The 26,695-nt window shown below is 36.3% G+C and carries 26 protein-coding genes; 12 read left to right on the top strand and 14 right to left on the bottom strand.

Annotated elements, in window-relative coordinates; all coding sequences use genetic code 11:
• Nucleotides 1–13: 13 nt before the first annotated feature.
• From AC3QLY_RS02100 to dinB, 3 genes are all read right to left on the bottom strand, one after another.
• Complete coding sequence (locus tag AC3QLY_RS02100; protein ID WP_492990441.1) at nt 14–1,288, bottom strand: metal-dependent hydrolase family protein; 1,275 nt, start codon at nt 1,286–1,288, stop codon at nt 14–16.
• A 107-nt stretch (nt 1,289–1,395) separates the two neighbouring features.
• Nucleotides 1,396–2,034, bottom strand: a complete 639-nt coding sequence (locus tag AC3QLY_RS02105; protein ID WP_218331466.1) for a peroxiredoxin — start codon at nt 2,032–2,034, stop codon at nt 1,396–1,398.
• Between the two features lie 113 nt (nt 2,035–2,147).
• Nucleotides 2,148–3,296 (bottom strand): DNA polymerase IV, encoded by a 1,149-nt coding sequence (gene dinB / locus AC3QLY_RS02110; RefSeq protein WP_492990443.1) that lies wholly within the window; start codon nt 3,294–3,296, stop codon nt 2,148–2,150.
• Nucleotides 3,297–3,514: 218 nt separating this feature from the next.
• On the opposite strand from dinB, the gene AC3QLY_RS02115 reads away from it, so the two are divergent.
• The 4 genes from AC3QLY_RS02115 to AC3QLY_RS02130 all read left to right on the top strand — a co-directional run bounded on the left by AC3QLY_RS02115 (nt 3,515) and on the right by AC3QLY_RS02130 (nt 8,588).
• Nucleotides 3,515–3,730 (top strand): hypothetical protein, encoded by a 216-nt coding sequence (locus AC3QLY_RS02115; RefSeq protein WP_074417425.1) that lies wholly within the window; start codon nt 3,515–3,517, stop codon nt 3,728–3,730.
• A gap of 74 nt (nt 3,731–3,804) precedes the next feature.
• Nucleotides 3,805–4,404, top strand: a complete 600-nt coding sequence (locus AC3QLY_RS02120) for a Riean_0653 family protein (protein WP_074417426.1) — start codon at nt 3,805–3,807, stop codon at nt 4,402–4,404.
• A gap of 374 nt (nt 4,405–4,778) precedes the next feature.
• Nucleotides 4,779–5,390, top strand: coding sequence for a Riean_0653 family protein (locus tag AC3QLY_RS02125; RefSeq protein WP_074417427.1), 612 nt, complete (start codon nt 4,779–4,781; stop codon nt 5,388–5,390).
• Between the two features lie 87 nt (nt 5,391–5,477).
• Nucleotides 5,478–8,588 carry a T9SS type A sorting domain-containing protein gene (locus tag AC3QLY_RS02130; protein WP_176712960.1) on the top strand — a complete coding sequence of 1,037 codons (3,111 nt, stop codon included), beginning with the start codon at nt 5,478–5,480 and terminating at the stop codon, nt 8,586–8,588.
• A 97-nt stretch (nt 8,589–8,685) separates the two neighbouring features.
• Here AC3QLY_RS02130 and AC3QLY_RS02135 read toward each other — a convergent pair whose 3' ends face one another.
• From AC3QLY_RS02135 to AC3QLY_RS02155, 5 genes are all read right to left on the bottom strand, one after another.
• Nucleotides 8,686–9,090, bottom strand: a complete 405-nt coding sequence (locus AC3QLY_RS02135; RefSeq protein WP_074417429.1) for an acyl-CoA thioesterase — start codon at nt 9,088–9,090, stop codon at nt 8,686–8,688.
• A 4-nt stretch (nt 9,091–9,094) separates the two neighbouring features.
• Nucleotides 9,095–9,616, bottom strand: coding sequence for a ribosome maturation factor RimM (gene rimM, locus AC3QLY_RS02140; protein WP_074417430.1), 522 nt, complete (start codon nt 9,614–9,616; stop codon nt 9,095–9,097).
• A gap of 115 nt (nt 9,617–9,731) precedes the next feature.
• The gene (gene rpsP, locus AC3QLY_RS02145) at nt 9,732–10,181 is read right to left on the bottom strand and encodes a 30S ribosomal protein S16 (RefSeq protein WP_074417431.1); all 450 of its coding nucleotides are present in this window, start codon (nt 10,179–10,181) and stop codon (nt 9,732–9,734) included.
• 150 nt (nt 10,182–10,331) lie between these two features.
• Nucleotides 10,332–11,654, bottom strand: a complete 1,323-nt coding sequence (ffh, locus tag AC3QLY_RS02150) for a signal recognition particle protein (RefSeq protein ID WP_492990447.1) — start codon at nt 11,652–11,654, stop codon at nt 10,332–10,334.
• Between the two features lie 94 nt (nt 11,655–11,748).
• Nucleotides 11,749–12,621 (bottom strand): sigma-70 family RNA polymerase sigma factor, encoded by an 873-nt coding sequence (locus AC3QLY_RS02155; protein ID WP_218058103.1) that lies wholly within the window; start codon nt 12,619–12,621, stop codon nt 11,749–11,751.
• Nucleotides 12,622–12,882: 261 nt separating this feature from the next.
• On the opposite strand from AC3QLY_RS02155, the gene AC3QLY_RS02160 reads away from it, so the two are divergent.
• A complete protein-coding gene (locus tag AC3QLY_RS02160; RefSeq protein WP_074417433.1) occupies nt 12,883–13,266 on the top strand; it encodes an START-like domain-containing protein in 384 nt (127 codons plus the stop codon).
• Here the strand turns inward: AC3QLY_RS02160 and AC3QLY_RS02165 are convergent.
• Nucleotides 13,263–13,847: a hypothetical protein gene (locus AC3QLY_RS02165; protein ID WP_218331472.1), complete on the bottom strand. Its 585-nt coding sequence runs from the start codon at nt 13,845–13,847 to the stop codon at nt 13,263–13,265. The genes AC3QLY_RS02160 and AC3QLY_RS02165 overlap by 4 nt on opposite strands.
• Nucleotides 13,848–13,874: 27 nt before the next feature.
• Here AC3QLY_RS02165 and AC3QLY_RS02170 point away from each other — a divergent pair, with 27 nt between their 5' ends.
• The 7 genes from AC3QLY_RS02170 (at nt 13,875) to ade (ending at nt 21,279) form a co-directional block, all read left to right on the top strand.
• Nucleotides 13,875–15,335 (top strand): LptF/LptG family permease, encoded by a 1,461-nt coding sequence (locus tag AC3QLY_RS02170; protein WP_287101587.1) that lies wholly within the window; start codon nt 13,875–13,877, stop codon nt 15,333–15,335.
• 109 nt (nt 15,336–15,444) lie between these two features.
• Nucleotides 15,445–15,873, top strand: coding sequence for an OsmC family protein (locus AC3QLY_RS02175; RefSeq protein ID WP_492990450.1), 429 nt, complete (start codon nt 15,445–15,447; stop codon nt 15,871–15,873).
• 8 nt (nt 15,874–15,881) lie between these two features.
• Nucleotides 15,882–16,877: a cation diffusion facilitator family transporter gene (locus tag AC3QLY_RS02180; protein ID WP_074417436.1), complete on the top strand. Its 996-nt coding sequence runs from the start codon at nt 15,882–15,884 to the stop codon at nt 16,875–16,877.
• A gap of 73 nt (nt 16,878–16,950) precedes the next feature.
• Nucleotides 16,951–18,330, top strand: coding sequence for a dipeptidase (locus AC3QLY_RS02185; protein WP_492990452.1), 1,380 nt, complete (start codon nt 16,951–16,953; stop codon nt 18,328–18,330).
• Nucleotides 18,331–18,455: 125 nt separating this feature from the next.
• On the top strand, nt 18,456–18,848 hold the full coding sequence (locus tag AC3QLY_RS02190) for an RNA-binding S4 domain-containing protein (RefSeq protein WP_074417467.1): 393 nt from the start codon (nt 18,456–18,458) through the stop codon (nt 18,846–18,848).
• A 12-nt stretch (nt 18,849–18,860) separates the two neighbouring features.
• Nucleotides 18,861–19,541 (top strand): tRNA (guanosine(37)-N1)-methyltransferase TrmD, encoded by a 681-nt coding sequence (gene trmD / locus AC3QLY_RS02195; RefSeq protein WP_074417438.1) that lies wholly within the window; start codon nt 18,861–18,863, stop codon nt 19,539–19,541.
• A gap of 85 nt (nt 19,542–19,626) precedes the next feature.
• Complete coding sequence (ade, locus tag AC3QLY_RS02200) at nt 19,627–21,279, top strand: adenine deaminase (RefSeq protein WP_492990455.1); 1,653 nt, start codon at nt 19,627–19,629, stop codon at nt 21,277–21,279.
• A gap of 435 nt (nt 21,280–21,714) precedes the next feature.
• Here the strand turns inward: ade and AC3QLY_RS02205 are convergent, their stop codons facing one another.
• From AC3QLY_RS02205 to AC3QLY_RS02225, 5 genes are all read right to left on the bottom strand, one after another.
• Nucleotides 21,715–22,737, bottom strand: coding sequence for a S41 family peptidase (locus AC3QLY_RS02205; protein ID WP_218331486.1), 1,023 nt, complete (start codon nt 22,735–22,737; stop codon nt 21,715–21,717).
• A 155-nt stretch (nt 22,738–22,892) separates the two neighbouring features.
• Nucleotides 22,893–23,609: an outer membrane beta-barrel protein gene (locus AC3QLY_RS02210; protein ID WP_074417442.1), complete on the bottom strand. Its 717-nt coding sequence runs from the start codon at nt 23,607–23,609 to the stop codon at nt 22,893–22,895.
• 19 nt (nt 23,610–23,628) lie between these two features.
• Nucleotides 23,629–24,114, bottom strand: coding sequence for a hypothetical protein (locus tag AC3QLY_RS02215; RefSeq protein ID WP_218331488.1), 486 nt, complete (start codon nt 24,112–24,114; stop codon nt 23,629–23,631).
• A 47-nt stretch (nt 24,115–24,161) separates the two neighbouring features.
• The gene (locus AC3QLY_RS02220) at nt 24,162–24,485 is read right to left on the bottom strand and encodes a hypothetical protein (RefSeq protein WP_074417444.1); all 324 of its coding nucleotides are present in this window, start codon (nt 24,483–24,485) and stop codon (nt 24,162–24,164) included.
• An 11-nt stretch (nt 24,486–24,496) separates the two neighbouring features.
• Complete coding sequence (locus AC3QLY_RS02225; protein ID WP_218331490.1) at nt 24,497–26,140, bottom strand: hypothetical protein; 1,644 nt, start codon at nt 26,138–26,140, stop codon at nt 24,497–24,499.
• Nucleotides 26,141–26,695: the final 555 nt, after the last annotated feature.

Here is a 26,695-nt window from a genome sequence, read left to right on the forward strand (position 1 = left end):
AAATATTACCTGCTTATTCTGATTTGTACACTTTACCTGATTTCATCACAAATACAACCTTGCCCATTACATTCACATCCTGCACAGGGTCGCCATATACCGCCACTACATCGGCCATTTTTCCTTTTTCAAGGCTGCCAATTTTAGTATCCCCAATTAAATCGGCAGCACTAACGGTAGCGGCTTTAATACATTCTAAAACAGGCATACCTGCTTCGTGCATATAACCAAATTCCATCCAGTTTTTTCCGTGGTTGTACACACCGGCATCCGTACCAAAAGCAATTTTTACACCGGCTTTGTATGCTTTTGCAAAAGTAGCCTGAATAACCGAACCTATTTGAATGGCTTTTGCACGAATAATCGGTGGAAAATATCCGGGCATTTTAGTGGCTGAATCGGCTACTGATATACCGGCAATAATGGTAGGCACTAAATAAGTACCTCGTTCCTTCATTAGTTCCATTATTTCAGGCGTCATGTATGTTCCATGCTCAATAGAAGTTACACCTGCCAATACAGCCCGCTTCATGCCTTCAGGGCCATGTGCATGTGCAGCTACCCGCATACCATAATCTTTCGCTGTTTCTACAATGGTTTTAATTTCATCTTCTGTAAACTGTGCACCGGCACCATCTTTTTCCAGGCTTAATACACCACCGGTAGCTGTTATTTTAATTAAATCGGCGCCGTCTTTGTAATGCTGCCGAACGGCTTTTCGGCATTCATCATCGCCATTTACCACATTTTCATTCAATTGTGGCATCATCATTAAATCTTCTCTTAATCCGTTGGTAGGGTCCCCATGACCACCGGTAGTAGATATAATAGAGCCGGCCGTAAAAATCCGGGGGCCAATCACCAAACCTTTATTAACCGCATTACGCAACGCAATATTTACGCCACTGCCGCCTACATCACGCACAGTGGTAAAGCCTGCCATTAATGTTGTTTTGGCATACACGGCTGCCTGAAAAGCAATATCGGCAGGGTTTTGAGTTAATCGTTTCATCATGGCATCAGGACTGGTTTGACTTTCCAAGTGCACATGCGCATCAATTAAACCGGGCATAACGGTATATTTTTTCAAATCAATTACTTTATCATTAGCAGCGGCATTTACGTAACCTTTTTGAATATCGGCAACTGTATCGCCTTGCACAATAACGGACATGTCTTGCTGTACCGATAATTTATTTACATCAATTAATTTGCCGCAGTAAATAATGGTTTTTTGGGCAGCCGCCATTTGATAAAATAGCAGTGTCAGGAGTAGCATTTTTTTCATATCAATTTGTTTGTTTAAAGGGGTTAAGTTAAGGAATTAAAGTAGTAACCCCACAAAAAAAGCCCTGAATAAACAGGGCCTTATTACAAGTATGATGAAAAAAGGTATTAGTCTTTATCAGGCTGTGGGGTATAACGCAAATAAGGTTTTACCACTTTTACACCTTTAGGAAATTTAGCAGGTGCATCTTCTGTTTTAATTCCCAAACCAATAATTACATCTTCACCGGGATTCCAGTTTGCAGGTGTTGCCACACTATATTTTGCAGTTAATTGCAATGAATCCAACACACGCAATACTTCATTAAAGTTGCGGCCGGTAGAGGCCGGATAAGTGATAAATAATTTTAATTTTTTATCAGGTCCAATAATAAATAATGAACGAACGGTATGTGTTTCAGAAGCATTGGGATGAATCATATCAAATAATGTAGCCACTTTTTTATCTTCATCCGCAATAATCGGGAAATCAACATGGGTATGCTGTGTTTCGTCAATATCGCTTATCCATTTTTTGTGGCTTTCCACATCATCAACACTTAAAGCCAATACTTTTGTATTCCGCTTATCAAATTCTGCTTTCAATAACGCCGTTTTTCCCAATTCGGTTGTACAAACAGGTGTGTAATCCGCAGGATGTGAAAATAAAATACCCCAGCTATCTCCCAGGTATTCATAAAAATCAATGTCGCCAATAGAAGTTTTTGCTTTGAAATTGGGAACTGTGTCGCCTAAACGTAAGCTCATAAAACGATATTTTTAATGGTTAACAAATCAATTTGGGTGAAAAAGAAAGCGCAAAGATAAATACTCTATCAATTCAGTAGATTAATAAATGTACACTTCATCAAAATTTAACTTTACAGGCTTCTTCCTTTTTGCAGTGCAAAGGTACCATATTTGTTTTTTACGGCATCAATTGCTTTGTATAAGTTGGCCTTTGTATGGGTTTGATTAAACAAATCAGGTGCTTGTCCGTGTAAACTTAAAGCACTTAAGCGCACGCCCAAAAGCCGAACAGGAAGGTTAGGTTGATGCAATTGTTGAAACAGTTGTTTAGCCACCGGTATCAATTCATCATCACAAAACGTAAGCGGTATGGTAGTTTGTTTAGAAGTAGTAGTAAAATCGGCATAACGTATTTTAACGGCAAGGCAACCGGTAAACTGAGCATCCTGTCTTAATTCATAAGCCACTTTTTCGGTCATTTGTACCAGTTTTTGTTCCAAAAAAGCCTTATCAGTGGTATTGGCAGCAAAAGTTTGTTCGGTAGAAATAGATTTGGCTTCACGCGCCGTTTCCAAAGGCGAATCGTAACTACCTGTAGCAATGTGGTAAAGGGTTTGCCCCCATTTACCCAACTTTTGTTCTAAATGTTGTGGTGTAAACTGCAATATATCTTCAATGAAATGAATACCCATTTGCTGCAAAACAGGCAAAGTATGTTTACCTACACCCGGAATTTTTTGAACAGGAAGGGACGCTAAAAAATCTTTTTCCTTACCGGGCTGCACAAACAGGTATCCGTTAGGTTTAGCTTCATCAGTAGCAATTTTGGCAATGAGTTTGGTTGTAGCTAACCCAAAAGAAATAGGCAAACCGGTGGCAGCCATTATTTGCTGCCGCAAATCAATGGTCCATTGCAATGGATTAAAAAAGGCATCCATCCCCGTTAAATCAATATAAAACTCATCAATACTAGCTTTCTGAAAGGCAGGTGCTGCTTGGGCAATGATATTGGTAACCCGATTAGAAAAGCGGCTGTACTCTTTATAAGAACCTGGCAACACAATTGCCTGGGGGCAAAGCTGTAAAGCACGCTTCATGGGCATGGCGCTATGTATACCAAATTTACGAGCTGCATAACTGCAGGCAGCCACTACCCCTCTTGCATTACTACCCCCCACCAAAACAGGCAGATGTTGCAGTGCAGGATTTTTAATGACTTCCACACTCACAAAAAATGAGTCTAAATCAAAATGGGCAATATAACGCTGAGGCTGATGCATAACATAAACAACTGCTAAATTACGTAGATGGCAGGAGAAAGTGGGAACAGGGTAATTTCATCCTACCTTAAATATTTAAAATGCCTGCACGATGTGTTTCTTATTGAATAATTGAAAGAATCAATAAAAAGCAATTTTGTTACATTATTAAAAAAAATAAAGCAGTAAAATATACAGTATTATCAGTTAATCATTGTATAGAGATATTGAATAAACGATTGTTACAAACTTATGACACTACACAATATGATGGCAAAATAAATGATGTATTTGCCAATATAAACAAAACACCCATTACCACCGGTTTACTAAGGGATTATGGAATTGATTTTTTAAACTTAGACAACTATTTAGAAACAAAGCAGTACCAGACTACAATTTTGCTTCCTACTGAACAGAGAAAACAGACAATATACTATCCAATATTAAAATAATTAAAAAACATTTAAAATTGTTATGCATTATAAAATGCAGTTTTTATTTTTAAAACAAAATCTAAAACCAGCTTATGAAAACTATACAAATTTTCTTCATTGCAATTACAACTGCATGTTTTGCAATAATTAGTTGCAAAAAAAGTGTAAACCAGTTAAGTTTATTACCACCGATAACCAATACCGGGGCTAATACTTTTGGGTGCCTGGTAAATGGGGTAGCTATGCTACCCAAAAGTGGGGTGCCAACATGGAATAATCCTTTTCCACTTCCTGCTCTTTATACTGAATTTAGGGAAGAAGTTAGGATAAAAACGGGAGGGGGATCTAACTCCCCAGCTACTTTTATTTGCTTGTATCTATTTAATATTTTTAACAATGGAGTAACCAATTATGAATGGAAACAAACAGAATATGGAAGCGAAGTTTTTCCATTATTTAATAGCCAGCTATATGGTGTTTTTATCAACCCAAAAACAAACAAATATGAATGGTATGGTTCTTACGTTGGTTCGGGTTCAACCTCTATAACAAAATTTGATACTGTAAATAATATCATTTCAGGAACATTTAATGGGAAGTTGAAGCAACGCTTTGGTAACGATACAATTACTGTAGACAATGGAAGATTCGATATTAATTGGAAAACCGTAGCAGATAAAAAGTTTCCTTAATCAATAAAAACAGGAGGCAGACTGCCATCTGCCTCCTTCAATAATAATTAAAAACAATCAACCCGATTATTTACAATTAAAATCCATGCAAGTTATGAAAAAGTTACTAACTGTATCTATGGTAATATTTATGCTTACCATGTTCAATAATCCTATTCAATCCCAAACATCCGATTTGGATGTCATGCTTACCAATGTAAATCAGACTTCTGTAACGAACGGGAAGTAATCAGCAAAAATTTATACCTTTTGCCACTTTATGCTATTTGATGCAAGAGGGTGGCTAATATTAAATTTATTAAAAACCATTTAAAATTGATATGTATTACAGAAAATTAATTATATTTTTATAGCGAAAGCTTAAAACCTTACTTATGAAATCAATACAACTCCTTTCCATTGTAATTATAACTGCATGTTTTGCAATAATTAGCTGCAAAAAAAGTGTAAACCAGTTAAGTTTATTACCACCGATAACCGATACCGGGGCTAATACTTTTGGGTGTTTAGTAAATAATATAGCATCATTACCAAAAAATGGTAATCCGACTTGGTCTACTCCGTTCGGAAAAGAAGGTGTAAGTGTAATCTTCGGTTCCGATTGGATCGAATTTTATGTAGGGAACTATCAAGATGGGAAGCCAATCAATAGTATGATGATACATTTGCAAAATGTACAGCAACTTAAATCTGGAGATTATAACTGGAAGCAAACCACATATGAAAATGCTGTAACAGGATTTCCTGTGTATTATGAGAACCACATTTATTGTAGGGCGTTTGATTATAATAAAAATATTTGGATTTATTATGGCTCATATGATAGTTCAGGTAAAATAACTATAACAAACTATGATGCATTAAAACACATTATATCTGGTACATTTTATGGAAAGTTATGTGAAAAAAATGGAACAGATACAATTAGTATTACTAACGGACGCTTTGATATAAACTGGACAACAATACGATATAAAAAATTTTAAAAAACAGAGGCAGACTGCCATCTGCCTCCTTCGATAATAATTAAAAACAATCAACCCGATTATTTACAATTAAAACCTATGCAAGTTATGAAAAAGTTACTAACTGTATCTATGGTAATATTTATGCTTACCATGTTCAACAATCCTATCCTATCCCAAACATCCGATTTGGATGCCATGCTTACCAATGTTAACCAGTCTTCGGTAACCAGTGGAATAATATATGAACGAGTGATACCTTTCGCTAACTTATACAATTATAATCAGGCTTTCGATACTGCTACATTAGGATACTTTGAACAGGCTTTCAGCGAATTATATCGTGCCAGTAATCAGCAAAAATTTATTCCTTATACAACTTTACGCCAGCGATATACCGACGCAACCCAAACTTCAGTAGTTGATATTGGTATCATAAATACCCAATTTTCAATCTTAAATTATAATGCCAATAACCCTTCCGCAGGTGGGTTAACATTAAGTAACAATCAATTTTACTCCATAGCAGGTAAGCCGCCATTTTTGCAATTGCATACATTAATAATCGCTCCTTTAAAAAATGGTATTACTGGTCAAAATTTTACTTTTAATTTTAGAAATGATTTGTTTTTTAGTAATGGTACCCAAACCATAACAAGTTTAACCGCAGATTTAGGCGATGGGATTCAGCACAGTATCATTGCTAATGGAAGTTTTATAGCTAACTCAGTGAATGTATCCTATACACAAACGGGTTATAAAGTATTAAGTTTTACAGCTACATATAGCGATGGTAGTACACATACAACTTATGGCAATTTGTACGCAATAGTAATACCCATACTCACTGTTAATGGGTTTGACCCTTTAATAGAAGATGGCACATTAACAGCCAATATTGCTTTTCAGGGCTATAGCGAAACAACACCTGTTTATGGTCAGTTGCAATACCGTATTTTTTATCATAACAATAATGGCAATACACAGCCCACCTTACTTAAGCCAATTATTATTTCCGATGGTTTTGATCCTGGAGATATAAGAAAAATACAAGAAAAAGACTATTCAAGTGACCACCCTTATACGAAAGACATCGACCATTCAATAGAAGACATCATGAAGTACACAAATTGTAATGGTGTTGATACAAATTTAATTGCAGTGTTAAGAGCAAAAGGTTATGATGTTGTAATTGTTAATTACCCAGAATACACATATAACGGACAAAAAATAGATGGCGGGGCAGATTATATAGAACGTAACGCAATGAATATGGTTGCACTTATACAAATGCTCAATGGAAGATTACAATCTGCAGGTATTAATGAGCAATTGGTAATTGCAGGCCCTAGCATGGGCGGGCAAATTTCCCGTTATGCCTTAGCTTATATGGAAAAAAAATATGCTGAAACTAATAATGCCCAATGGTTGCATCATACCCGTTTATGGATAAGTATTGATAGCCCGCATTTAGGAGCTAACATACCTTATGGTGCACAAAGCTTAGTATATCAACTTAAAGATGATGCTCCAAAAGCAGCAGATTTTTACAACAATTGGTTAGGCTCTGCCGCTGCAAAACAACAATTAATTGAATTACAAACGCCTGACTATTCTTCTGCGAATATGAACGGACGAACAATAACGCAAGGTTTTTCAATGAATATAGGTTCACCATTCTACCAACAATATTATAATAACACTTTCAATAATGGGTTACCCAATTCTAATGGATATCCTGTTAATTTAAGAAAAATTGCATTAGTAAATGGTTCCTTATCTGGTAAAAAAACTTTTGCAATCAATGGAACTGTTAGCGGAGATTTTGGAATTCAGAGTGATCAAAGACTGAATGTAAGAGGCTTTATACATACTTTTTGGTGGGATAATTTGGTGGCTGCTTTAGAAGCATATAACTTACCCTCCTATGGTAGTTCTGGGATGATAAGCCGTAAGTTTAGATTTTTAAGTACTAGTTCAGGATATAATCAAACTATTACAAATATGAATTCAAGAGGCAGTATGGATGTTATTCCAGGAGGTTGTTTTCCGGCTTGGGATCTTCTACATTCAGCTATATTAGGTACAAATGTTCATGCAATTTGGAACTCAGGTTGGCCAAGTTTTGAGTGGTTAAAGATTAATTGGGAATCAAGAACAAATGGTTTAGTTCATTCTTTTATTCCTTCCTTCTCAGCATTGGGTATAAAAAATCCGGACCAAGATTGGAGCCAGCCTTTAAACAGAAATTTGGTTTGTAGCAATGAAACTCCTTTTGATAGCTATTTTGGCTATGACTACAATACACAACACACCAGTTTCGATTGTGAAAGTGTCAATTGGTTATTAAAAGAATTAGATGGTGTACCACAAGCACCATGGTATCCTATAAAGTTTAATGTAATAAATGGAGATTCTTATGTATGCATATCATCTAACAAAAATTTTAATATAAATTCATGTGACGTGCCAAGCACTCCAACATGGTCGGTATCTTCAAATTTGCAGATAATCTCTTCAACTTCATATAGTTTAACTGTCTCAGGCTTAAGCAATGGAAGTGGTATAATTACTGCAACCTTTACTAATGGTCAGTCAATATCAAAAAGTATTACAGTTGGCACCCCCACTATTCAGGGCTGGTACAATTCGCCCACCAATTCCAGTGAGCCATTAAAACCTTATAGCCGTTTTCAAACAGATTATAATGATGCCTGTTACTTGCAATATATAACAACTAACATGGCAGTTTCACCGGGTGCTACGGTGCTGTGGGATACGCCTTCCTTATCTTCTGCTTCCATACCCTGGAGCCAAACGGGTAATAACCTGCGTTTTTATTTTACAGATATTAACCAATGGGGTATTTTCCCCATCTATGCTACCAACGCTTGTGGTACCAACAACTTACGGTATCGCTTTCAATCTTCTAATGGCTGTGCCGGTACTCTGAGCCTGCGCAATGTACAATCAGGAATTGCAATGGATGAAAGCCTTGAAAAATTTGCAGTATTTCCAAATCCTGCAAAAAATTTACTCTATGTAGCCATACCTGCAGACAGCATTGATAGAGCTCATGCACAGATTCATTTAATGGATTTTTCGGGCAAAACCTTACAAAGCATTCAAAAAGTAAACACCCTGAATACTTTCAATATGAATGGGTTTGCCTCCGGTATGTATTTGATAGAAATAACAGATAAAACAAAAGAATCATAAAAAAAATTATAAAATATTAAGCCTTTCATGAAGTTTGTTATGGGTGGATCAAAAGTCAGCCACCCTTTTGTATATAGATTAATCTAAATACATTTTCCTACCGCAACACCTGCAAAATAGCCGCATCAATTCGCCTCGGGCGAAAATTAGCACGGTGTACCAATGCCCAAATACTGGTGGCTTTAATAATGGTTTGGTTATCGCGCAAGCGCACAATGGTATAATGGCGTTGCCAGGTTACGCCGGTATGTTCGCCGGGCCAGGTAGTTATTTCTAATTCATCACCTAAAAAAGCGCCGGATAAGTAATCTATTTCATGGCGGCGTACTACCCATAATACTTCGCGGTGCAAGGCTTCGGGTACTTTTTGCATCCAGTGGTTATAAGCAGCATCCTGTAACCATTGCACATACACCACATTGTTTACATGGTTTAAATGGTCTAAATGTGCTGCTGTTACCGTAATGGTAAAGCGAAACAGAGGATAATCATTATTTTCCATGGATTTACAGATATATTGCTAACAAACCTTCGGGCAGGTTTACCCAAACTTCTTTTCTTTTACGGTCTATTTTCTGAAGGGTATCTTCATGCAGGGGAATAAGTACCTCTTTGCCTTCAATGGAAATGCGTACCAATACCTGATGTGGTTGCGTTATTACTTCCTCTATGGTACCCAATGTTTTTTGCTTTTCTACAATGGTATATCCCAATAAAGCAATGGGTGCATTCACATCCATTAATGCAATGGCATCTGCCTCAGGCAACCATACATTTTTGTTTAAAAAACGGTGCGCTGCTTCTTTACTGCCTACCCCTTCTAATTGTACAAAAGTTTCTTCGGTGTTTTTGGGTTTGGCGGTTTCTACAAAATAAGGCAGGTAACTGTTTTTATTTTGTTCTATAAAAATGGCCTTAATGCCTTTCAATGCCGTTTTTTTCCCCAGTACATGCTGCACAATTACCTGTCCGTTAGTGCCAAAAGTGGCCACAATTTTACCGATATGAATATATTGTTGAATAGCCATGCGTCCAATGGGTTTACACAAAACTATGTAGTTAAAAGAATGAAAAGGCAGAAAATTAAAAAGCCCTGTTAACGGGTTTATGGTTAACGGGGCTACATTTTTTTGTGCAGGCTTACTACGCTTCTGAACCGCCTTCAGCAGGTTGTTCTTCTACCTTTTTAACAACAGGTTTGTACTCCTGACGCTGGCGTTTTTGTTGCTTGTGCGATTCGCCTCTGCGTTTTAACTGGGCTTCATGTTCATCGTGCCATGCCTGAAATTTGGTCATAGCCGTTGCATCATCAAATAATCCCAGGGAAACACCACGCAACAAATGCTTCAGGTACAATACCCCTTTAAAGGAAAGAATCCTTCTTACTGTGTCGGTAGGTTGTGCACCTTTATGTAACCAGTCTAAAGCTTTCTGACGATCTAATTGAATGGTTGCCGGTACGGTTAAAGGATTGTAAGTGCCCAGTTTTTGGATGAATTTACCATCTCTGGGTGCACGGGCATCGGCCACTACTATAAAGTAAAATGGGCGTTTTTTACTGCCGTGTCTTTGTAATCTCATTTTTACTGCCATGTTAAATAGACATTTAAAGGCGTTAATAAATAGGGTTTCAATTTTATTTGGACGGCGAAAATAATAAAGGATTGCTTTCCCTCCAACTTTAGCTGTTTTGTTTTTGATATTTAATACAAAATTATGAGCCTTGCTCGTTTTTTTTGACATTTATCGCCTGAACCCCGGCATTCTGCCCCCTATGGGTAATTTATTCATGGCGCCCATCATTTTTTTCATTTGTTCAAATTGCTTCATGAAGGCGTTTACTTCCTGAATATCTTTTCCGCTGCCTTTGGCAATACGCAATTTTCTTCGTTGGTCAATTAAATCGGGATTAGACCTTTCTTCGGGTGTCATGGAATGAATAATGGCTTCAATTCCTTTAAACGCATCATCATTAATATCTACATCTTTAATGGCTTTACCTACACCGGGTATCATGCCCATCAAATCTTTCAGGTTACCCATTTTTTTAATTTGCTGCAGTTGTTCTAAGAAATCCTGAAAATCAAATTGGTTTTTCCTGATTTTTTTTTCCAGCTTTCTGGCACGTTCTTCATCAAATTGCTCCCGTGCTTTTTCTACTAATGAAGCAATATCACCCATCCCCAAAATACGCTGTGCCATACGGTCAGGATAAAACACATCGAGTGTATCCATTTTTTCGCCGCTGCTCATAAATTTAATGGGCTTCTGCACGGTGTATTTAATAGAAAGTGCCGCCCCACCGCGGGTATCGCCATCTAATTTGGTTAATACCACGCCGGTAAAATCGAGCCGGTCGTTGAAGGCTTTAGCTGTATTTACCGCATCCTGTCCGGTCATGGCATCTACCACAAATAAAATTTCAGATGGATTTACCGCTTGTTTAATATTGGCCACTTCGGTCATCATTACTTCATCAATGGCCAAACGGCCTGCCGTATCAATAATCACCACATTTTTGTTCTGTGCTTTGGCGGACTTTAACGCATTTTGCACAATGCTTACGGCATCTTTGTTTTCGCGTTCTGCATAAACAGGTACTCCTACCTGTTCGGCTAAAACAGTTAACTGGTCAATAGCAGCCGGTCGGTAAATATCTGCCGCTACCACCATGGGCGATTTACCTTTTTGGTTTTTTAAATAATTGGCCAGCTTGCCTGTAAAAGTAGTTTTACCACTTCCCTGTAAGCCTGCAATTAAAATAATGGCGGGGTTGCCAGTTACTGAAAATTCAGCCGCTGTGCCGCCCATTAATTCAGTTAATTCATCCTGCACAATTTTTACCATTAACTGCCCAGGACTAACGGCATTAATTACCTTTTCGCCAATGGTTTTTTCTTTTACTTTATCTGTAAATTCTTTGGCAATTTTAAAGTTCACATCTGCATCAATCAATGCCCTGCGAATATCTTTCACCGTATTGGCAACATTCAGCTCGGTAATACGTGCCTGGCCTTTTAGATTTTTAAATGCGGATTCTAATTTTTCACTCAGTGAATTAAACATAATACATCAATTAATGGTCTGTTTATCATTAAAAAAGTGAACTTACCGGTTCACTTTTTAATTTGATGCTGCAAATATAATGGCAACTGTGTTTTTAACCCAGATAAACCTTTAAATGCTTGCAGCGGCTGGTACTTCTTAACTTATTAATGGCTTTATCTTTAATTTGCCGCACTCTTTCACGGGTTAAATTAAAACGGGCACCAATATCCTCCAGGCTCAACGACTCTTCCGTACCTATTCCAAAAAAATAACAGACTACTTCTTTCTGCCTTTCGGTTAACGTTTTAAGGCTGCGCTCTACTTCTTTTTTTAATGATTCATAATGCTCAACCGCCATATCGGTTCTTTCAGCATTTGGGTTGTACATAATATCGAGCAGGGTATTATCTTCTCCATCGCCCAAAGGGGTATCTACACTAATGTGGCGGGCATTTACCTGCATAGCGGCATTAATTTCAGAAAGGTCGGTTTCTAATAATTCTGCCAACTCTTCAAGGGTAGGCTCTCTTTCATTTTCCTGTTCTAGTTGTTGAATGGCACGCCCAATGCGGTTGGTAAGGCCAACTTTATTTAAAGGTAAACGCACAATACGGCTTTGTTCGGCCAATGCCTGTAGAATGCTTTGGCGTATCCACCAAACGGCATACGAAATAAATTTGAATCCACGGGTTTCATCAAAACGAAGGGCGGCTTTCATTAAACCAAGGTTCCCTTCATTAATTAAATCGGGTAGTGTTAGCCCCTGATTTTGATATTGCTTGGCTACCGATACAACAAAACGCAGGTTGGCTTTGACTAATTTTTCTAAAGCAGCCTGATCGTGGTTTTTGATTCGAATAGCTAATTTCACCTCTTCTTCGGGTGAAATTAATTCTACCTTCCCAATTTCCTGCAAGTACTTCTCTAAACTCTGGCTCTCCCGATTGGTGATGGATTTAGCAATTTTGAGTTGACGCATACTCATAGCAGTGGTTGTTTTGTGTTAGATAGAAGAAGTTGGTTTTGGTGGAGGAGCGGATAAATTTTTCAAATAGCAATTTAATTTATTTAAAGCATATCTCCCAAAAAATATATTATGAAGAATTTAAACCGCTAAAAGCCCTATTTCAGTAGGTTTAAACCGGAATATAAATCCAATAAACTTACTGTTTTAAAAAAAACATTTGGAGGGTATGTATAATTTAATATTATTGCAGCCCACAAAGTAGTTAGTAAAGCATTTGAAATGAGCAAAAAACAGTTATTTACAATTGAATTCCCCGTAAGATGCTCGCCAGGTATTTTATATGAGTTTTTAAGTACCCCAGCCGGTTTGCAGGAATGGTTTGCAGACAAAGTGGATGAATGGGATGGCGTATATAGTTTTAGCTGGAACGGCGGCACACCCGATAAAGCCAAAATTATGGAAAAAGAGCAGGATAAGTTTATCCGCTTTCACTGGCTGCATAGCGAGAAAAATGAATATTTTGAATTCAGGATTGAAAAAACAGAAATTTCGAACCAAACCATTTTAGTGGTAAAAGATTTTGCTGAGAAGAATGAAATTAAAGACCAAAGCCGCCTTTGGGAATACCAGATTAAAGAGTTATTTCACCGCTTAGGCAGCTAATTGAACACATTTTTCATCAACGCTTCGAAAGAATCCTGAAAAAAAGCGGGGGCTTCTGCCCACTGCTGAAGAGGTATTTTTTTAACTACTTTTATAAATGGCTTCTCCATTAAAGCGCTACATGTAATATTAGCTAACGGTGTAGTATTGCTGTTATCAATTACATGTTGCCATTTGTCTTCGGCTGTCAATAGCAACCAATCGGTTTGCACTACAGCTAATTGTTGTAATTTAGCCGCAAACATTTCAATAAATAATCCACTTATTTGCAGCGTAATGCTAAAATAGTGACCCCACCAAAAATAACTGCGAATGGCTAACTCAGCTTCCCGGGTAAAATAACGCGGATAATCGAGCATTACCCAGGGCAATCCCTGATAATTTTCGCCATTGTATATCTTAGGCGAAATTTGTTTTACCGCAGCGGGAATATCTTTCGCCTGTTGCAATAAAATTAGATAGTGACTGCATGCCTGACCCAATACCGCATTGGCAGCAGCAATAATGCGGTTCTTTGTTAAAATAAACGGTATGTTGGTAACCAGTTCTAATTCTGCGGCCGAAAGTTTTACATTTGCCATTACGCAACAATAGTAAGAAAGGAATTTGTGATAAAAAAATTAGACATTTTAGTAGTACGTGCATTTATTGGCCCCTTTCTGGCCACTTTTTTAATTGCATTATTTGTGCTGGTAATGCAGTTTTTTTGGTTGTATATTGATGATTTGGTTGGAAAAGGAATTGACTTTGGCACATTGGCTTACTTAACCGGACTGGTTGCCATTACCTGGGTGCCACTGGCTTTACCGCTGGCACTGCTGCTTTCTTCCATCATGACTTTTGGGAACATGGGCGAATCGTTCGAAATTGTGGCCATTAAAGCCGCCGGCATTCCTTTATTGCGGTTTATGCGCCCTTTATTAATTGTAACCATCATTATTAGTGGTATTGCTTTTCTTTTTGCCAATAATATTATTCCCGTTGCACAATTAAAATTAGCATCGCTTCAATATGATATTATTGTGGCCAAACCTGCTTTTGATATTAAAGAAGGCGTTTTTTATAATAAAATTGAAGGGAACGTGATTAAACTGGGTAAGAAAGAAAGCGATGACAGCACCATCAAAAAAATTGTTATTTTTAAAAAAACCTATGGCCTGCAGGATAATTTAATTACCGCCGAAAGCGGTGTAATGAAGGTAACCCCTGATAAAAAATTTTTAGAATTTAAATTGAAAGATGGTTACAGCTATGAAGAAAAAGGGCCCCGCCAAACCATTCAAACCGATTTTACCAGAACCCATTTTAACACCTATACCAAATTGTTTGATTTAAGCACTTTTCAAATGAACCGTACCAAAGACAGTGCTTTTATTTACGATCCTAAAATGCTGAGTGTTCGCCAGTTAAATACCACCATCGATTCTTTGGAAAATTTACAGGCCTATTATTTAAAACGTTCTAAAATAGAAATTAATCCCTATTTATCATTTGCCAAATACATGGATTCTACCTGGCCTAAAACCGATACCGGTTTTTTAAAATCGGTTGCTTCTATTCAACAACTCATTCCCGATTCAGAAAGGCATTATATTGAAGAACGTAGTTTGAGCCAGTTAGGCACCATTACCAATAATGTTTCTTTAATTTATGACGATTATAAAACAAGGCAGGATTCTTTATTGAAACATGAAATTGAATGGCATAGAAAGTTTACTTTAAGCGTAGCCTGTATTGTTTTGTTTTTAATTGGTGCACCACTTGGCTCTATTATTCGCAAAGGCGGACTGGGAACACCATTAGTATTTGCCATTGTATTTTTTGTATTGTTTCACTTACTGAATACCTTTGGCGAAAAGTTTGCCAAGAGTAATGTAATGAGTCCGCTGGCAGGTATGTGGCTTTCAACGCTGGTATTAATACCCATTGGATTTTTTCTTACTTTTAAAGCCATGCGTGATTCGCAGTTATTTAATCAGGAATTTTATTACAGGACATTCAAAGAAATAAGAAAATTTATTCATATAAAGAAAACAGAATACGAAAATAAGCACCAGGGTGCTGTATAATGTTACAGTATAGAAAGTGAAGGATTGAATAACTGCCTGCAAAACTACTATCATCCAGTAAACCAACTTTCATACTTTGTTATATCATCATTAAAAACAGATACTGTTCATGAAAACTACTACCAAATGGGTAAGCCACCTGGCCTTTAACAGCAGCGATGAAAACAATCATACCGTTCGTTTAGATACCAATGCTGCAGATGGCAGTTTAAACAGTGGCATGAGCCAAAAAAAAATGTTATTGGGTGCTTTAAATACCTGCAGCGGTATGGATGTAGTAGGTATTTTACAAAAAATGAAAGTACACTTCACCACCTTTGAAATAGAGGCCAGTGCCGAACAAACTGCCACACATCCAAAAGTATTTACCGGCATTCACTTACTATACAAAGCTGATATTGCACCGGAAGCATCCGAACAATTTAAAAAAGCCATCGAACTTTCGCTCAACGCCTACTGCGGTATAGCTGCCATGTTGCAAAAGCACTGTAAAATTGAGCACAGTATTGCTTTATTGCCTACTACCAAAAATAAATAACCCATACGTTGCAAAAAGAAAAACAAAATTATCGTTTGCAGTTGTTCATTACACTTTTAAGTGTAGTACTGTTTGCTGCAAAAATAATTGCGTTTTACCTTACTAATTCTATTGCCGTTTTAACCGATGCTTTAGAAAGTACAGTAAATATGCTGGCAGGATTAATTGGTTTGTACTCATTATATGTTGCAGCAAAACCCAAAGATAAAGAGCATCCTTACGGCCATGGAAAAGCTGAATTTATTTCGGCTGCAGTAGAAGGCTCACTGATTATTACTGCAGGTATTTATATTATTTTTCAAACCATACAAAGTTTCTTTGTACAAAAACCGGTACAGGAATTAGATAAAGGCATTATACTGGTTGCCATTACAGCCATTGTAAATTTTGCCGCAGGCTGGTTGTGTTTACATATTGGGCAAAGAAACAATTCATTAGCCTTAAAAGCCAGTGGTAAACACTTGCAATTAGACACTTATTCCACCATCATTATTATTGTTGGTTTATTTATTATAAAAATAACCAACTTATTTTGGTTAGATAAATTACTGGCATTAGGTATTAGTGCCGTAATTATGGTAAACGGCTACAAAATTGTACGGGCATCATTAGCAGGCATTATGGATGAAGCAGATATGGAGCTGCTGAAAAAGTTAGTTACCACACTGAACCAAAACAGAAGAAACAACTGGGTTGATTTACACAACCTGCGGGTGATTAAATATGGTGCCACTTTACATGTGGATTGCCATTTAACCCTGCCCTGGTACATGAATTTACATGAAGCACATGCTGAAGTAGACGAACTGGAGGCATTGGTGATTAGCACTTTTGGAGATGATATTGAACTCTTTGTGCATACAGATGGTTGCCTGCCCTTTAGCTGTCCTGTTTGTATTAAAACCAATTGCAGTGTGAGAGAACATGCTTTTACACACAAAGTAACCTGGACATTAGATAATATTCTCTCCAATCAAAAACACAATGCACCCACCACCACTTAACAAATTGTTTTGGTGTTAACTTGTTACCTTTACCATTTCATTCAAAGTTCATAGAAAATTAAAAAATGCACATATGGAACCATGGAAAAATTACATTGAAAGCAATCAACAACGCTTTCTGAACGAGTTGATTGATTTATTAAAAATACCCAGTATCAGTGCCAGAAGCGAACACAAACCTGACATGCTGGCTTGCGCCAAATTAACAGAAAAAAAATTGATAGAAGCAGGTGCCGATAAAGTTACAATTTACAATACTAACGGACACCCTATTGTGTATGCAGAAAAAATAATAGACCCAACAAAACCTACCGTTTTGGTATACGGCCATTATGATGTACAACCTGCAGATCCGTTGAACCTTTGGAATAGTCCACCTTTTGAACCAATAATAAAAGAGGGTAAAATTTATGCAAGAGGCTCTGCTGATGATAAAGGACAATTTTATATGCATGTAAAAGCTTTAGAAACCATGCTGCAAACCAATTCAATGCCCTGCAACATGAAATTAATTATTGAAGGGGAAGAAGAAGTGGGCAGCCCGAATCTGGCAACTTTTGTAGAAACACATCAGGATTTATTAACTTGCGATGTAATACTCATCAGCGATACTTCAATGATTGCTTTAGACACTCCATCTATTGATGTGGGCGTACGCGGACTAAGTTATATTGAAGTAGAAGTTACCGGCCCTAATCGCGATTTACATAGCGGTGTATATGGTGGTGCCGTTGCCAACCCTGCTACCATACTGGCAAAAATGATTGCATCCTGCCACGATGAAAACAATCATATTACTATTCCCGGGTTTTATGATGATGTATTGGAAATTAGCGAAGCAGAAAGAGCCGAAATGGCGAAAGCACCTTTTAATGAGGAAACTTATAAAAAAGAATTAGGTATTACTGATGTTTGGGGCGAAAAAGGTTACTCTACCATTGAACGCACCGGCATTCGGCCAACCTTAGAAGTAAATGGAATTTGGAGTGGCTATAACGGTGAAGGTGCAAAAACAGTACTGCCTTCAAAAGCATATGCTAAAATTTCAGCACGATTGGTACCTAACCAATCATCCAAAAAAATAACCGCCGCATTGATTCACTATTTTGAAAGCTCAGCACCAGCAAGTGTTACCGTAAAAGCTATGGAACATCATGGCGGCGAACCCTATCAAACTCCCATCGATTCTATTGAGTACTTAGCTGCGGCAAAAGCAATGCTAACAACGCTGGGAAAAGAGCCTGTTCCGGTTCGTGGCGGTGGCAGCATACCCATTTGCGCTTTGTTTGAAAAAGTATTACATAAAAAAATTGTGTTTTTAGGATTTGGATTGGATAGTGACAACCTACACAGCCCTAATGAAAAATTTGATTTGGCTAATTTTTATAAAGGCATTGAAACCATTCCTTATTTCTTTCAATATTATACAGAATTGTATCAGGCAAAACATTAATGCATTAAACCTTCTTTGTGTAAAAGCGCAGCACCGAAATGCTGCGCTTTTTTATGTTATGCTACCCGGTTTATTTTCCTTCAAAAATATTACCTTCATCATTACTTACAGTAAATGAATGTTGTATGGATGCCGTAAAAGAAAAAATAAGAATTGATAAATACTTGTGGTGTATACGCATTTTTAAAACCCGTTCGCTGGCAAGTGAAGCCTGCGAAAAAGGCAAAGTAAAATACTTGGGCAATAATGTTAAACCCTCAAAAACGGTTACTATTGGCGATGAATATGAAATTAAAACCGAAACCCGTAAATGGATAATAAAAGTTACTGCATTATTAGATCACCGGGTAGCTTATGCCGAAGCTATAAAACATTATATAGATATAACACCGGTAGAAGATTTAGAAAAACCGGCATTTCTGCCTCCTTCATTCCATACAGGCAAACGTTTAAGTAGAATTGGCCGCCCTACCAAAAGAGAAAGAAGAGATTTAGACAATTTTATGGAAAGTGAATAGCATCTTTGCAAAATGATAATTGATATTATTTCTGTTGTACCTGAATTATTAGAAAGTCCGTTGAATCATAGTATTATGAAGCGGGCTCAGGAAAAAGGCCTGCTGCAGGTGCATACACATAACCTGCGCCAATGGGCCATCAACAAACACGGACAAGTAGATGACTACCAGTATGGCGGCGGAGCAGGTATGGTAATGATGTGTGAGCCACTGTTTAATGCCATTACGCACTTACAAACTACCACAACTTACGATGAAATTATTTATTTAACACCCGATGGAGAAACTTTTAACCAGTCAATGGCTAACCGTTTATCGCTACAAAAAAATTTACTATTTATATGTGGGCATTACAAAGGTATTGACCAGCGCATTCGCGATCATTTTGTAACCAAAGAAATTTCTATTGGCGATTATGTGCTTAGTGGCGGAGAACTGGCAGCAGCAGTAATTGTTGATGCCATTGGGCGTTTAATACCCGGTGTTTTAAATGATGAAACTTCTGCCTTATTCGATTCTTTTCAGGATAACCTTTTGGCGCCCCCGGTATATACCCGACCGGCAGATTTTAATGGATGGAAGGTACCTGATATTTTATTGCAGGGCGATTCCAAAAAAGTAGAAACCTGGCGCTATGAAGCCGCACTGGCTATTACCAAAGCAAAACGGCCCGATTTGTTGAAGGACGAATAATATTTTTTAATTTACCTATTACACCAACCTCAATGTTGTGTATGAGCAGTTACACAACATTTTTTAAAACCAGATGATAAATACAATGGAACAAAACGAATATACTATCAGCGGACAATTAGTAGATGTCTGGAAGCAACAAATTTATCCCGCTACAATACATATAAATGCAGGCTGGATTGCTGCTATTGAAGCATTGCCAAAACATACATCCGTACCAGATCAATATATTTTACCGGGCTTTATCGATAGTCATGTGCATGTAGAAAGCAGTATGCTGGTACCCAGTGAATTTGCACGGTTAGCAGTTGTTCATGGTACGGTGGGCACCATCAGCGATCCGCATGAAATAGCCAATGTATGTGGTATTGAAGGCGTTGAATTTATGTTGGCGAATAGCCAACAAACTAACTTTTCTTTCAACTTTGGCGCACCCAGTTGTGTGCCTGCCACCACCTTTGAAACTGCAGGTGCTGCACTCAATAGTACTGACGTAGCTGCCTTGCTGCAAAGAGAAGATATTAAATACCTGAGCGAAATGATGAATTTTCCCGGTGTGTTGCATGGCGATGCGGAAGTGTTAAAAAAAATTGTAGCAGCCAAAGCAGCAGGAAAGCCGGTAGATGGGCATGCACCGGGATTAATGGGCACACAGGCGCAACAATATATTGCTGCCGGCATTAGTACCGACCATGAATGTTTTACGGTAGAAGAAGCATTGAACAAGTTGAACTATGGCATGAAAATATTAATCAGGGAAGGAAGCGCGGCCAAAAATTTTGAAGCATTGATTAATTTAATGCATACTCATTATGATAACATGATGTTTTGCAGCGACGACAAACATCCCGATAGCTTAGCCATTGGCCATATTAACCAATTATGTGCCCGGGCAGTAGCAAAAGGTATTGATGTATTTAAGGTACTTAAAGCCGCCTGCGTTAACCCGGTACAACATTACCGGTTAAATATTGGCTTATTAAGAGTAGGCGATCCGGCTGATTGCATTGTAGTGAATAATCTTACCGATTTTAAGGTACTGCAAACCTATATTAAAGGCCAATTGGTTGCAGATCAAGGCCGTACATTGTTATCCTCAGTTCCGGCTACGCCCATCAATCAATTTAATTGTATACCTGTAACAGAAAATGACCTGGCTATCCCAATAACGGAGTACCCCTTACAGCAGGATACAATACCCGTAATACAGGCATTAGACGGTCAATTAATTACCGAAAAAATTTGGGTATACCCCAAAATAAGCCATGGATGCATGGTTTCAGATATAGAAAAAGATGTACTGAAAATAGTGGTTATAAACCGCTACCAACCTGCACCCATAGCAAAAGCCTTCATCCAAAATTTTGGATTACAAAAAGGGGCTATCGCCTCTACCGTAGCACATGACAGCCACAATATTGTAGCCGTTGGCACCAATGATGCCGATTTGGCAAAAGCCATTAATGCGGTTATTCAGGAAAGGGGAGGAATCAGTGCCGTAAACGGAAACAACACAAAAGTATTACCGTTACCAGTAGCCGGACTTATGAGTACCGATGATGGCTATACCGTAGCAACTGCTTATACAGCAATAGATGCCATGGTAAAAAATGAATTAGGCAGTACGCTTGCTGCACCCTTTATGACACTTAGTTTTATGGCCCTGTTGGTAATTCCCCATATTAAATTAAGCGATAAAGGCTTGTTTGATGGGGATTGTTTTCAACTTTGGAGATAGTTATAGCTACTCTATTGCATTCATCTACCTATTGCACCATACAAAAAGATATAACTGTACACGAACACTAAATAAAATTCAACACTAATCCTATACATACCTTTAATTACCTACCATGAAAACAATTGCCTGTAAAATTTAAAATTCCAAAATGGTATCAAATTTTTTATTATGTCTTTTTTAGATATTACTCCTAACACATAAAGCCTAATACCTGATACAATTGGGTGATAAATTAATGAATATGTAAACAGGCTAATTGTAAATTCAGCAGGATGAATATAACCCATTTTTGAAAAAAGAACCATGATTAACAATGGAGTAGCTATCAAAAACAAATAAAATGGAAGATATTTTAAGTTCATATTGAATCATTTTAATGTTAAACAATTTTTTACTGCACATGCAGTAACGAAATATATCTTTTGCGAAAGACTATTTCAATAAATCAATAGCTTTTTCTAACTGTTTGTCAGTAGCATTTTGTAAAGCCGAAAGATTAAATGCAACATAATAATCGGGAGCAATTCCTTTTCCCTCATAAATTTTACCATCAATATATTTAAACTTTGATGAAGATATTTGTACACTCATGAAATCAGGTACAGTAAAACTACCATCATTGTATAAATTATTATCACTAACAATGGGTCCTGTTGCACCAAACGTTGTTTCGCCAACAAAAACAGAATTAGGAAATGCTTTAACTGCCATTACAGTAGCTTCCGCTAAAGAAGCTGAAACATTATCTGCTAAAACAATAATAGGAATATTTAACTGCTTCGTGTTTTTTGGTGGATTTATATAAGCAGGCAGCCATGCACTATAATCATACTTTCCATTGCCAATTTTATATTGCGTATAACCAAACAACAAAGGTTTGTCAATGAATCTTCCAATTAAAAAATTTAAGTCACTTAAATCTCCCCCATAATTACTTCTTACATCAATAATTAATCCTTTTAGATTAGAAGGTAAATTGTTTAAAGTGTTGAAAAAAGAATTTAAAATGGGTTGAATTTTATTTGCAGATGTTGAATAATATGCTTTTGACAATGAAAAATAATTACAAGAAAAAAATAAAATATTATGCTGAATAGTTCCGTATAAAACAGTTAAAGGCTGCCCTCCGTATGAATAAGTATTCTCAACACCTAATTGATAATTTGCATCTAAATAACCTGTATCTACTTTATAAAAAGCATAGGGGCTATGAAAATCGTATAAATTCTTTTTCTTATCATAAGCAGGATAAACAAATGAATCTATAATAGCATTTTGCATAAATGAAATATAATAATGCCCATCCATTATGGTTTTTGTCATCTCTTTAAAAAAAGAAACACTCTTTTTAAAATCGGCAGCGTTATTCAAATCTAACTTTGCAAATACAGGCTTATATCTCAGATACATCCTATTCCAATTTGTTGTATCAATATCCCAATAAACATAATTCATATTCATTTTATTCCAAAACTGTTCAAACACACCACTAAATGTTTTGGGGATTTCATTATTTATGGGTAATGCAACTTTTTTACATGAAGAAAAAATAAAAAGAAAAAATAAAACATTAATAAGTTTATGTTTCAAAAGAATATTTTGCATTACTGTCAATTTTTTTTATGAAAATTAAACATACAGCCTGCAGAAATTACACTGGTTTGATTATACTGCATAATCTGACTAATAGAATAATTTTTTTGTTGCGAAATGATAGATAAGTAAAATCTTGTATTGACAAAAAAAGAATATCTGTTATTAAGTATATACATTGATGTTATACCCACTAATGGTCCCACCTCAAATCGATTATCATTTAAATGAGAAAAAGTGTATTTTTTATAATAATCGGAAAAACGCAAATAATTTGTCACTACACCTGTAGCATCTACGGCATAGTAACTATCAAACACATTAGATATTACACCCTTTATGCTTCCATCAACCCAATAAGAAACAAAGAATCCGGCATCGGCCCATAATTCCCATTTACTTTTTTGTAGTAACTTGTATTCAATAATAACCGGCAATTGCAAATACGTATTTCTGTAATTCGCAAAAATACCTTCGTAAATCCCTTTGCGAACAAATGAATAATTTTTTTGCAATACATCTAATTCAGTTAGTAATTGAATTTTATTTTTATATGCATAGTTAAATATTAAACCTGTACTAAAACTATTGCCATTCTTATTTTCAGTAAACAAACGATTAGAAATATTGGTTTGTAAATGATTATTAGTATAACCTGAAAATACTCCTATACTATATTGTGCATTAAGGCTTTTTATAATAAAAAAGCATAGCAAAATATATATTTGCCGCATGCTGTTATATTTTTAAATGCTATTGAAAAAATATTTCTTTACAGTTAACAGCCAATTCTATATTACAAACCAATTTAGTGTGTGGTGCGTTTGTTCTTTTAAGTATTAGATAATACCAATAACCAAACTTTTTATTTCCTTTTTTGGTTATTTTTTTTACCACCAACCTATCTCCGTAATGTAATAGCTCTTTTAATTTATCATTCTGCCTGGCAAATTCAGGGTTTACCCGATTCAAATAAGTGGTTTTCATTTCTGCATCATGAAATAGCAATAAATTGGCATTGAGTTGTGTTTTAAATCTAATCTGCTGATAAATACCATTTACACCTGAACCGCTGCCCACTTGTAGTGTTAAGCCTTCATAAATTTTAAAACCGGAATCGGTTATTAATGTATTATTTTCTTCACGATAACTGGTACTTGGATATATGGTTTCACGCCTTGTTTGAGAAAAACAAACAAAAGGACATAAAATTATAATAACCAAACAAATACGAAACATGAATATTGTTTGAAGCCTGAAACCTATATTCGGGCTATGATGAAAAATTAAAAATATAAAAACCAATTGTTGCCATTGCTTAACACTACATTATAATATTCCTTTAATAAACTTAAGTTGTAGGTAGCATAAACAGCCTGATAGGCCACCGTAATGTAACCATCAGTTGATATGTTAACGAGGCTCCCTTGTGCAGAAGTTCCATCTACATTATATACAAATACAATATCCCCCTTTGCCATTACTTTTTGTAGCTTAGCCGCTGTAATTTGTCCTTGTGTGGGAGCAGAAACTTCTTTAGTACAAGAGGCAAAAGAAAAACCAGTAATAATTAACAAGAAGAGTAAAATTTTAATTGGATATTTGTTCATATACTATGAATTTAATTGCTTACAAAATTGGCTAAAAAGGTTTTAATAATTGTTGATTTTGGGGTACTACCATTGTTGGGTATAACGTCAAATGTTATTCGAACAGCAACATAATTATTACGTGGTTGCACTCTTGGTACTGTATAAGTTGTACCTACAGATGGTCCGGTAATGACTGTATGAGCTCCTATGATTCCAAGATTTCCGCCAATGACGGGATTTGCAGACAAATCTGGGTCAATTAATACTACTTCAGTTTTTAAATTTTTAATTGCAGCACCAGTTGATGAAGAATTTATAACTGACGGATTCCATAAATAATTAATTGAAAAAGTATTAACTGTATATAAATTATCATATTGATAATATATGCCACCATTTTGGCTTACTTTAATTGAATTAGTATGTATATTGACAATGGGTTTTGAAGATAAATTAAAAATACCTAAACTATTTGTATACAACGGAATATACCCTTGTGCAGTAATAGGATCTATGATTGTCCCAGGTACATATACAGAAGCGGGACTTGCAGGAAAAGAACCTTTACTTGTACTAGTACCATCCAATTGTAACTTTGCATTGAGTGTTAAACTTATTGTTTGTGCATTGCTGTTTCCGCCTATTATTGCACTTAATAATCCTGCAACTGCACCTGGAATATTGCCAGTTGCAGCAGAAAATGCACTATTTAGTCCACTCTGAAGTGCTGTGAAAGTTGCATTTGACAATCCTAATTTATTGTTAACTGTGGTAGGTGAGAACCCCTGCAGAGTCCCATCTGGATTTAGTATTGGGTTTACTGCAGAAAAATTGCCGCTGGCATTATTTACGGCAGAACTTCCTGCCAAAGAAAGACCTGCTGTTGTAACAACTTTTAATCCATTTAAAAGGGATGAACTAATATTAGACGTAGAAGACCCAACAGAACCATTTACACTACCTATCAATGGGCCACCCAATGATATTTTAGAAATACTATTATAATTGGTGTACCAACTCAATTGAATATTGTTATAATTTGAGTTCGCTAAATTGGGATCATAGGCCAATTCATATTGTAGCATGTACCACTTTCTGGTTCCTAATGGAGCTGAGCCATCTGGTGGACCTGGTTCTATTTGTGAATATGATAATTGATTTTGAGAAACATCGACAATATCATTACCCAAAAAGTTTAATAGACTTGTAGTTCCAGATGTTGATGCTGTAAGCCCATCAACTAAATAATCGGAATTAGCAGAAACTTGGGAAGTTACAAAAAAATAAATACGCATTAATCCTCGATATCTATTATACAAAATAAAGTAAGGATCTTCCAACGGACCAGGAGAATTTGGGTCAAAACTATTATACACTAAAACCCATCCATCACTTGCCTTGTAATCATTCGCTACATCAATACCATATATAGAAGTTATACTTCCCTGCCCAATCCATGGTGGATTTATTAAGGTTTGACCTACAACAGCGGGAGTAGGCATCCAATCAACTGTTTCCCAATTAAAGTTAAAAGGTTGTATCCCATCCTTTCCTTCTGCTAGTATTGAAGTATTAAAGTGTTTTTTGCAACTTGTAAGCATGAGTATATTCAACATGAAAATCAAAATAAACCATTTTGAATAAATGAATTCATAACAACGTATTTTTTTCATAAGCAAATAATTTTATGTATGATATTAAAAAAAATAAATAATTCCCCTCCCCTGCCTAACACTCATGGGGTCGGATGTTCATCGAATTTTTTACTTGCTTTACTGCATGGGGTAATACCTGTCTATTGCATGGCCTTTGTAACAAACAGTATTCCCTGTTTTTTACCGGTAAATGGTATTATTTGTGCACATCCAACAATACATAACAAACCTAATCATTTCAAATTATAAAAACGTACGTAGTTTTACGCTATTTTTTTAATCCCTCAACAAAATTGTATGATTGATGAACACGGGTATTCCATTGTAATATAAAATTAAAATTTATTGGGGGGAAAGCTTAACCATTTTCATATAGCAGAATGGAATAACTATTAAGATTAGCTATATAAATTTCAATAATTGTTGATTTTAGGTGGTATGTAACCATCAGTTACTAATTGTTACTTAAACCATTTGCTTAAATATTTTAATATTAACCAACAATAACAAAATCACAATGCGCATTTCCCATTCATAAAAATGAATTATTAGTTAATTGAAAAAAAACAATAA

It is taken from the genome of Hydrotalea sp. GW822-HT8A01, from assembly GCF_058798575.1.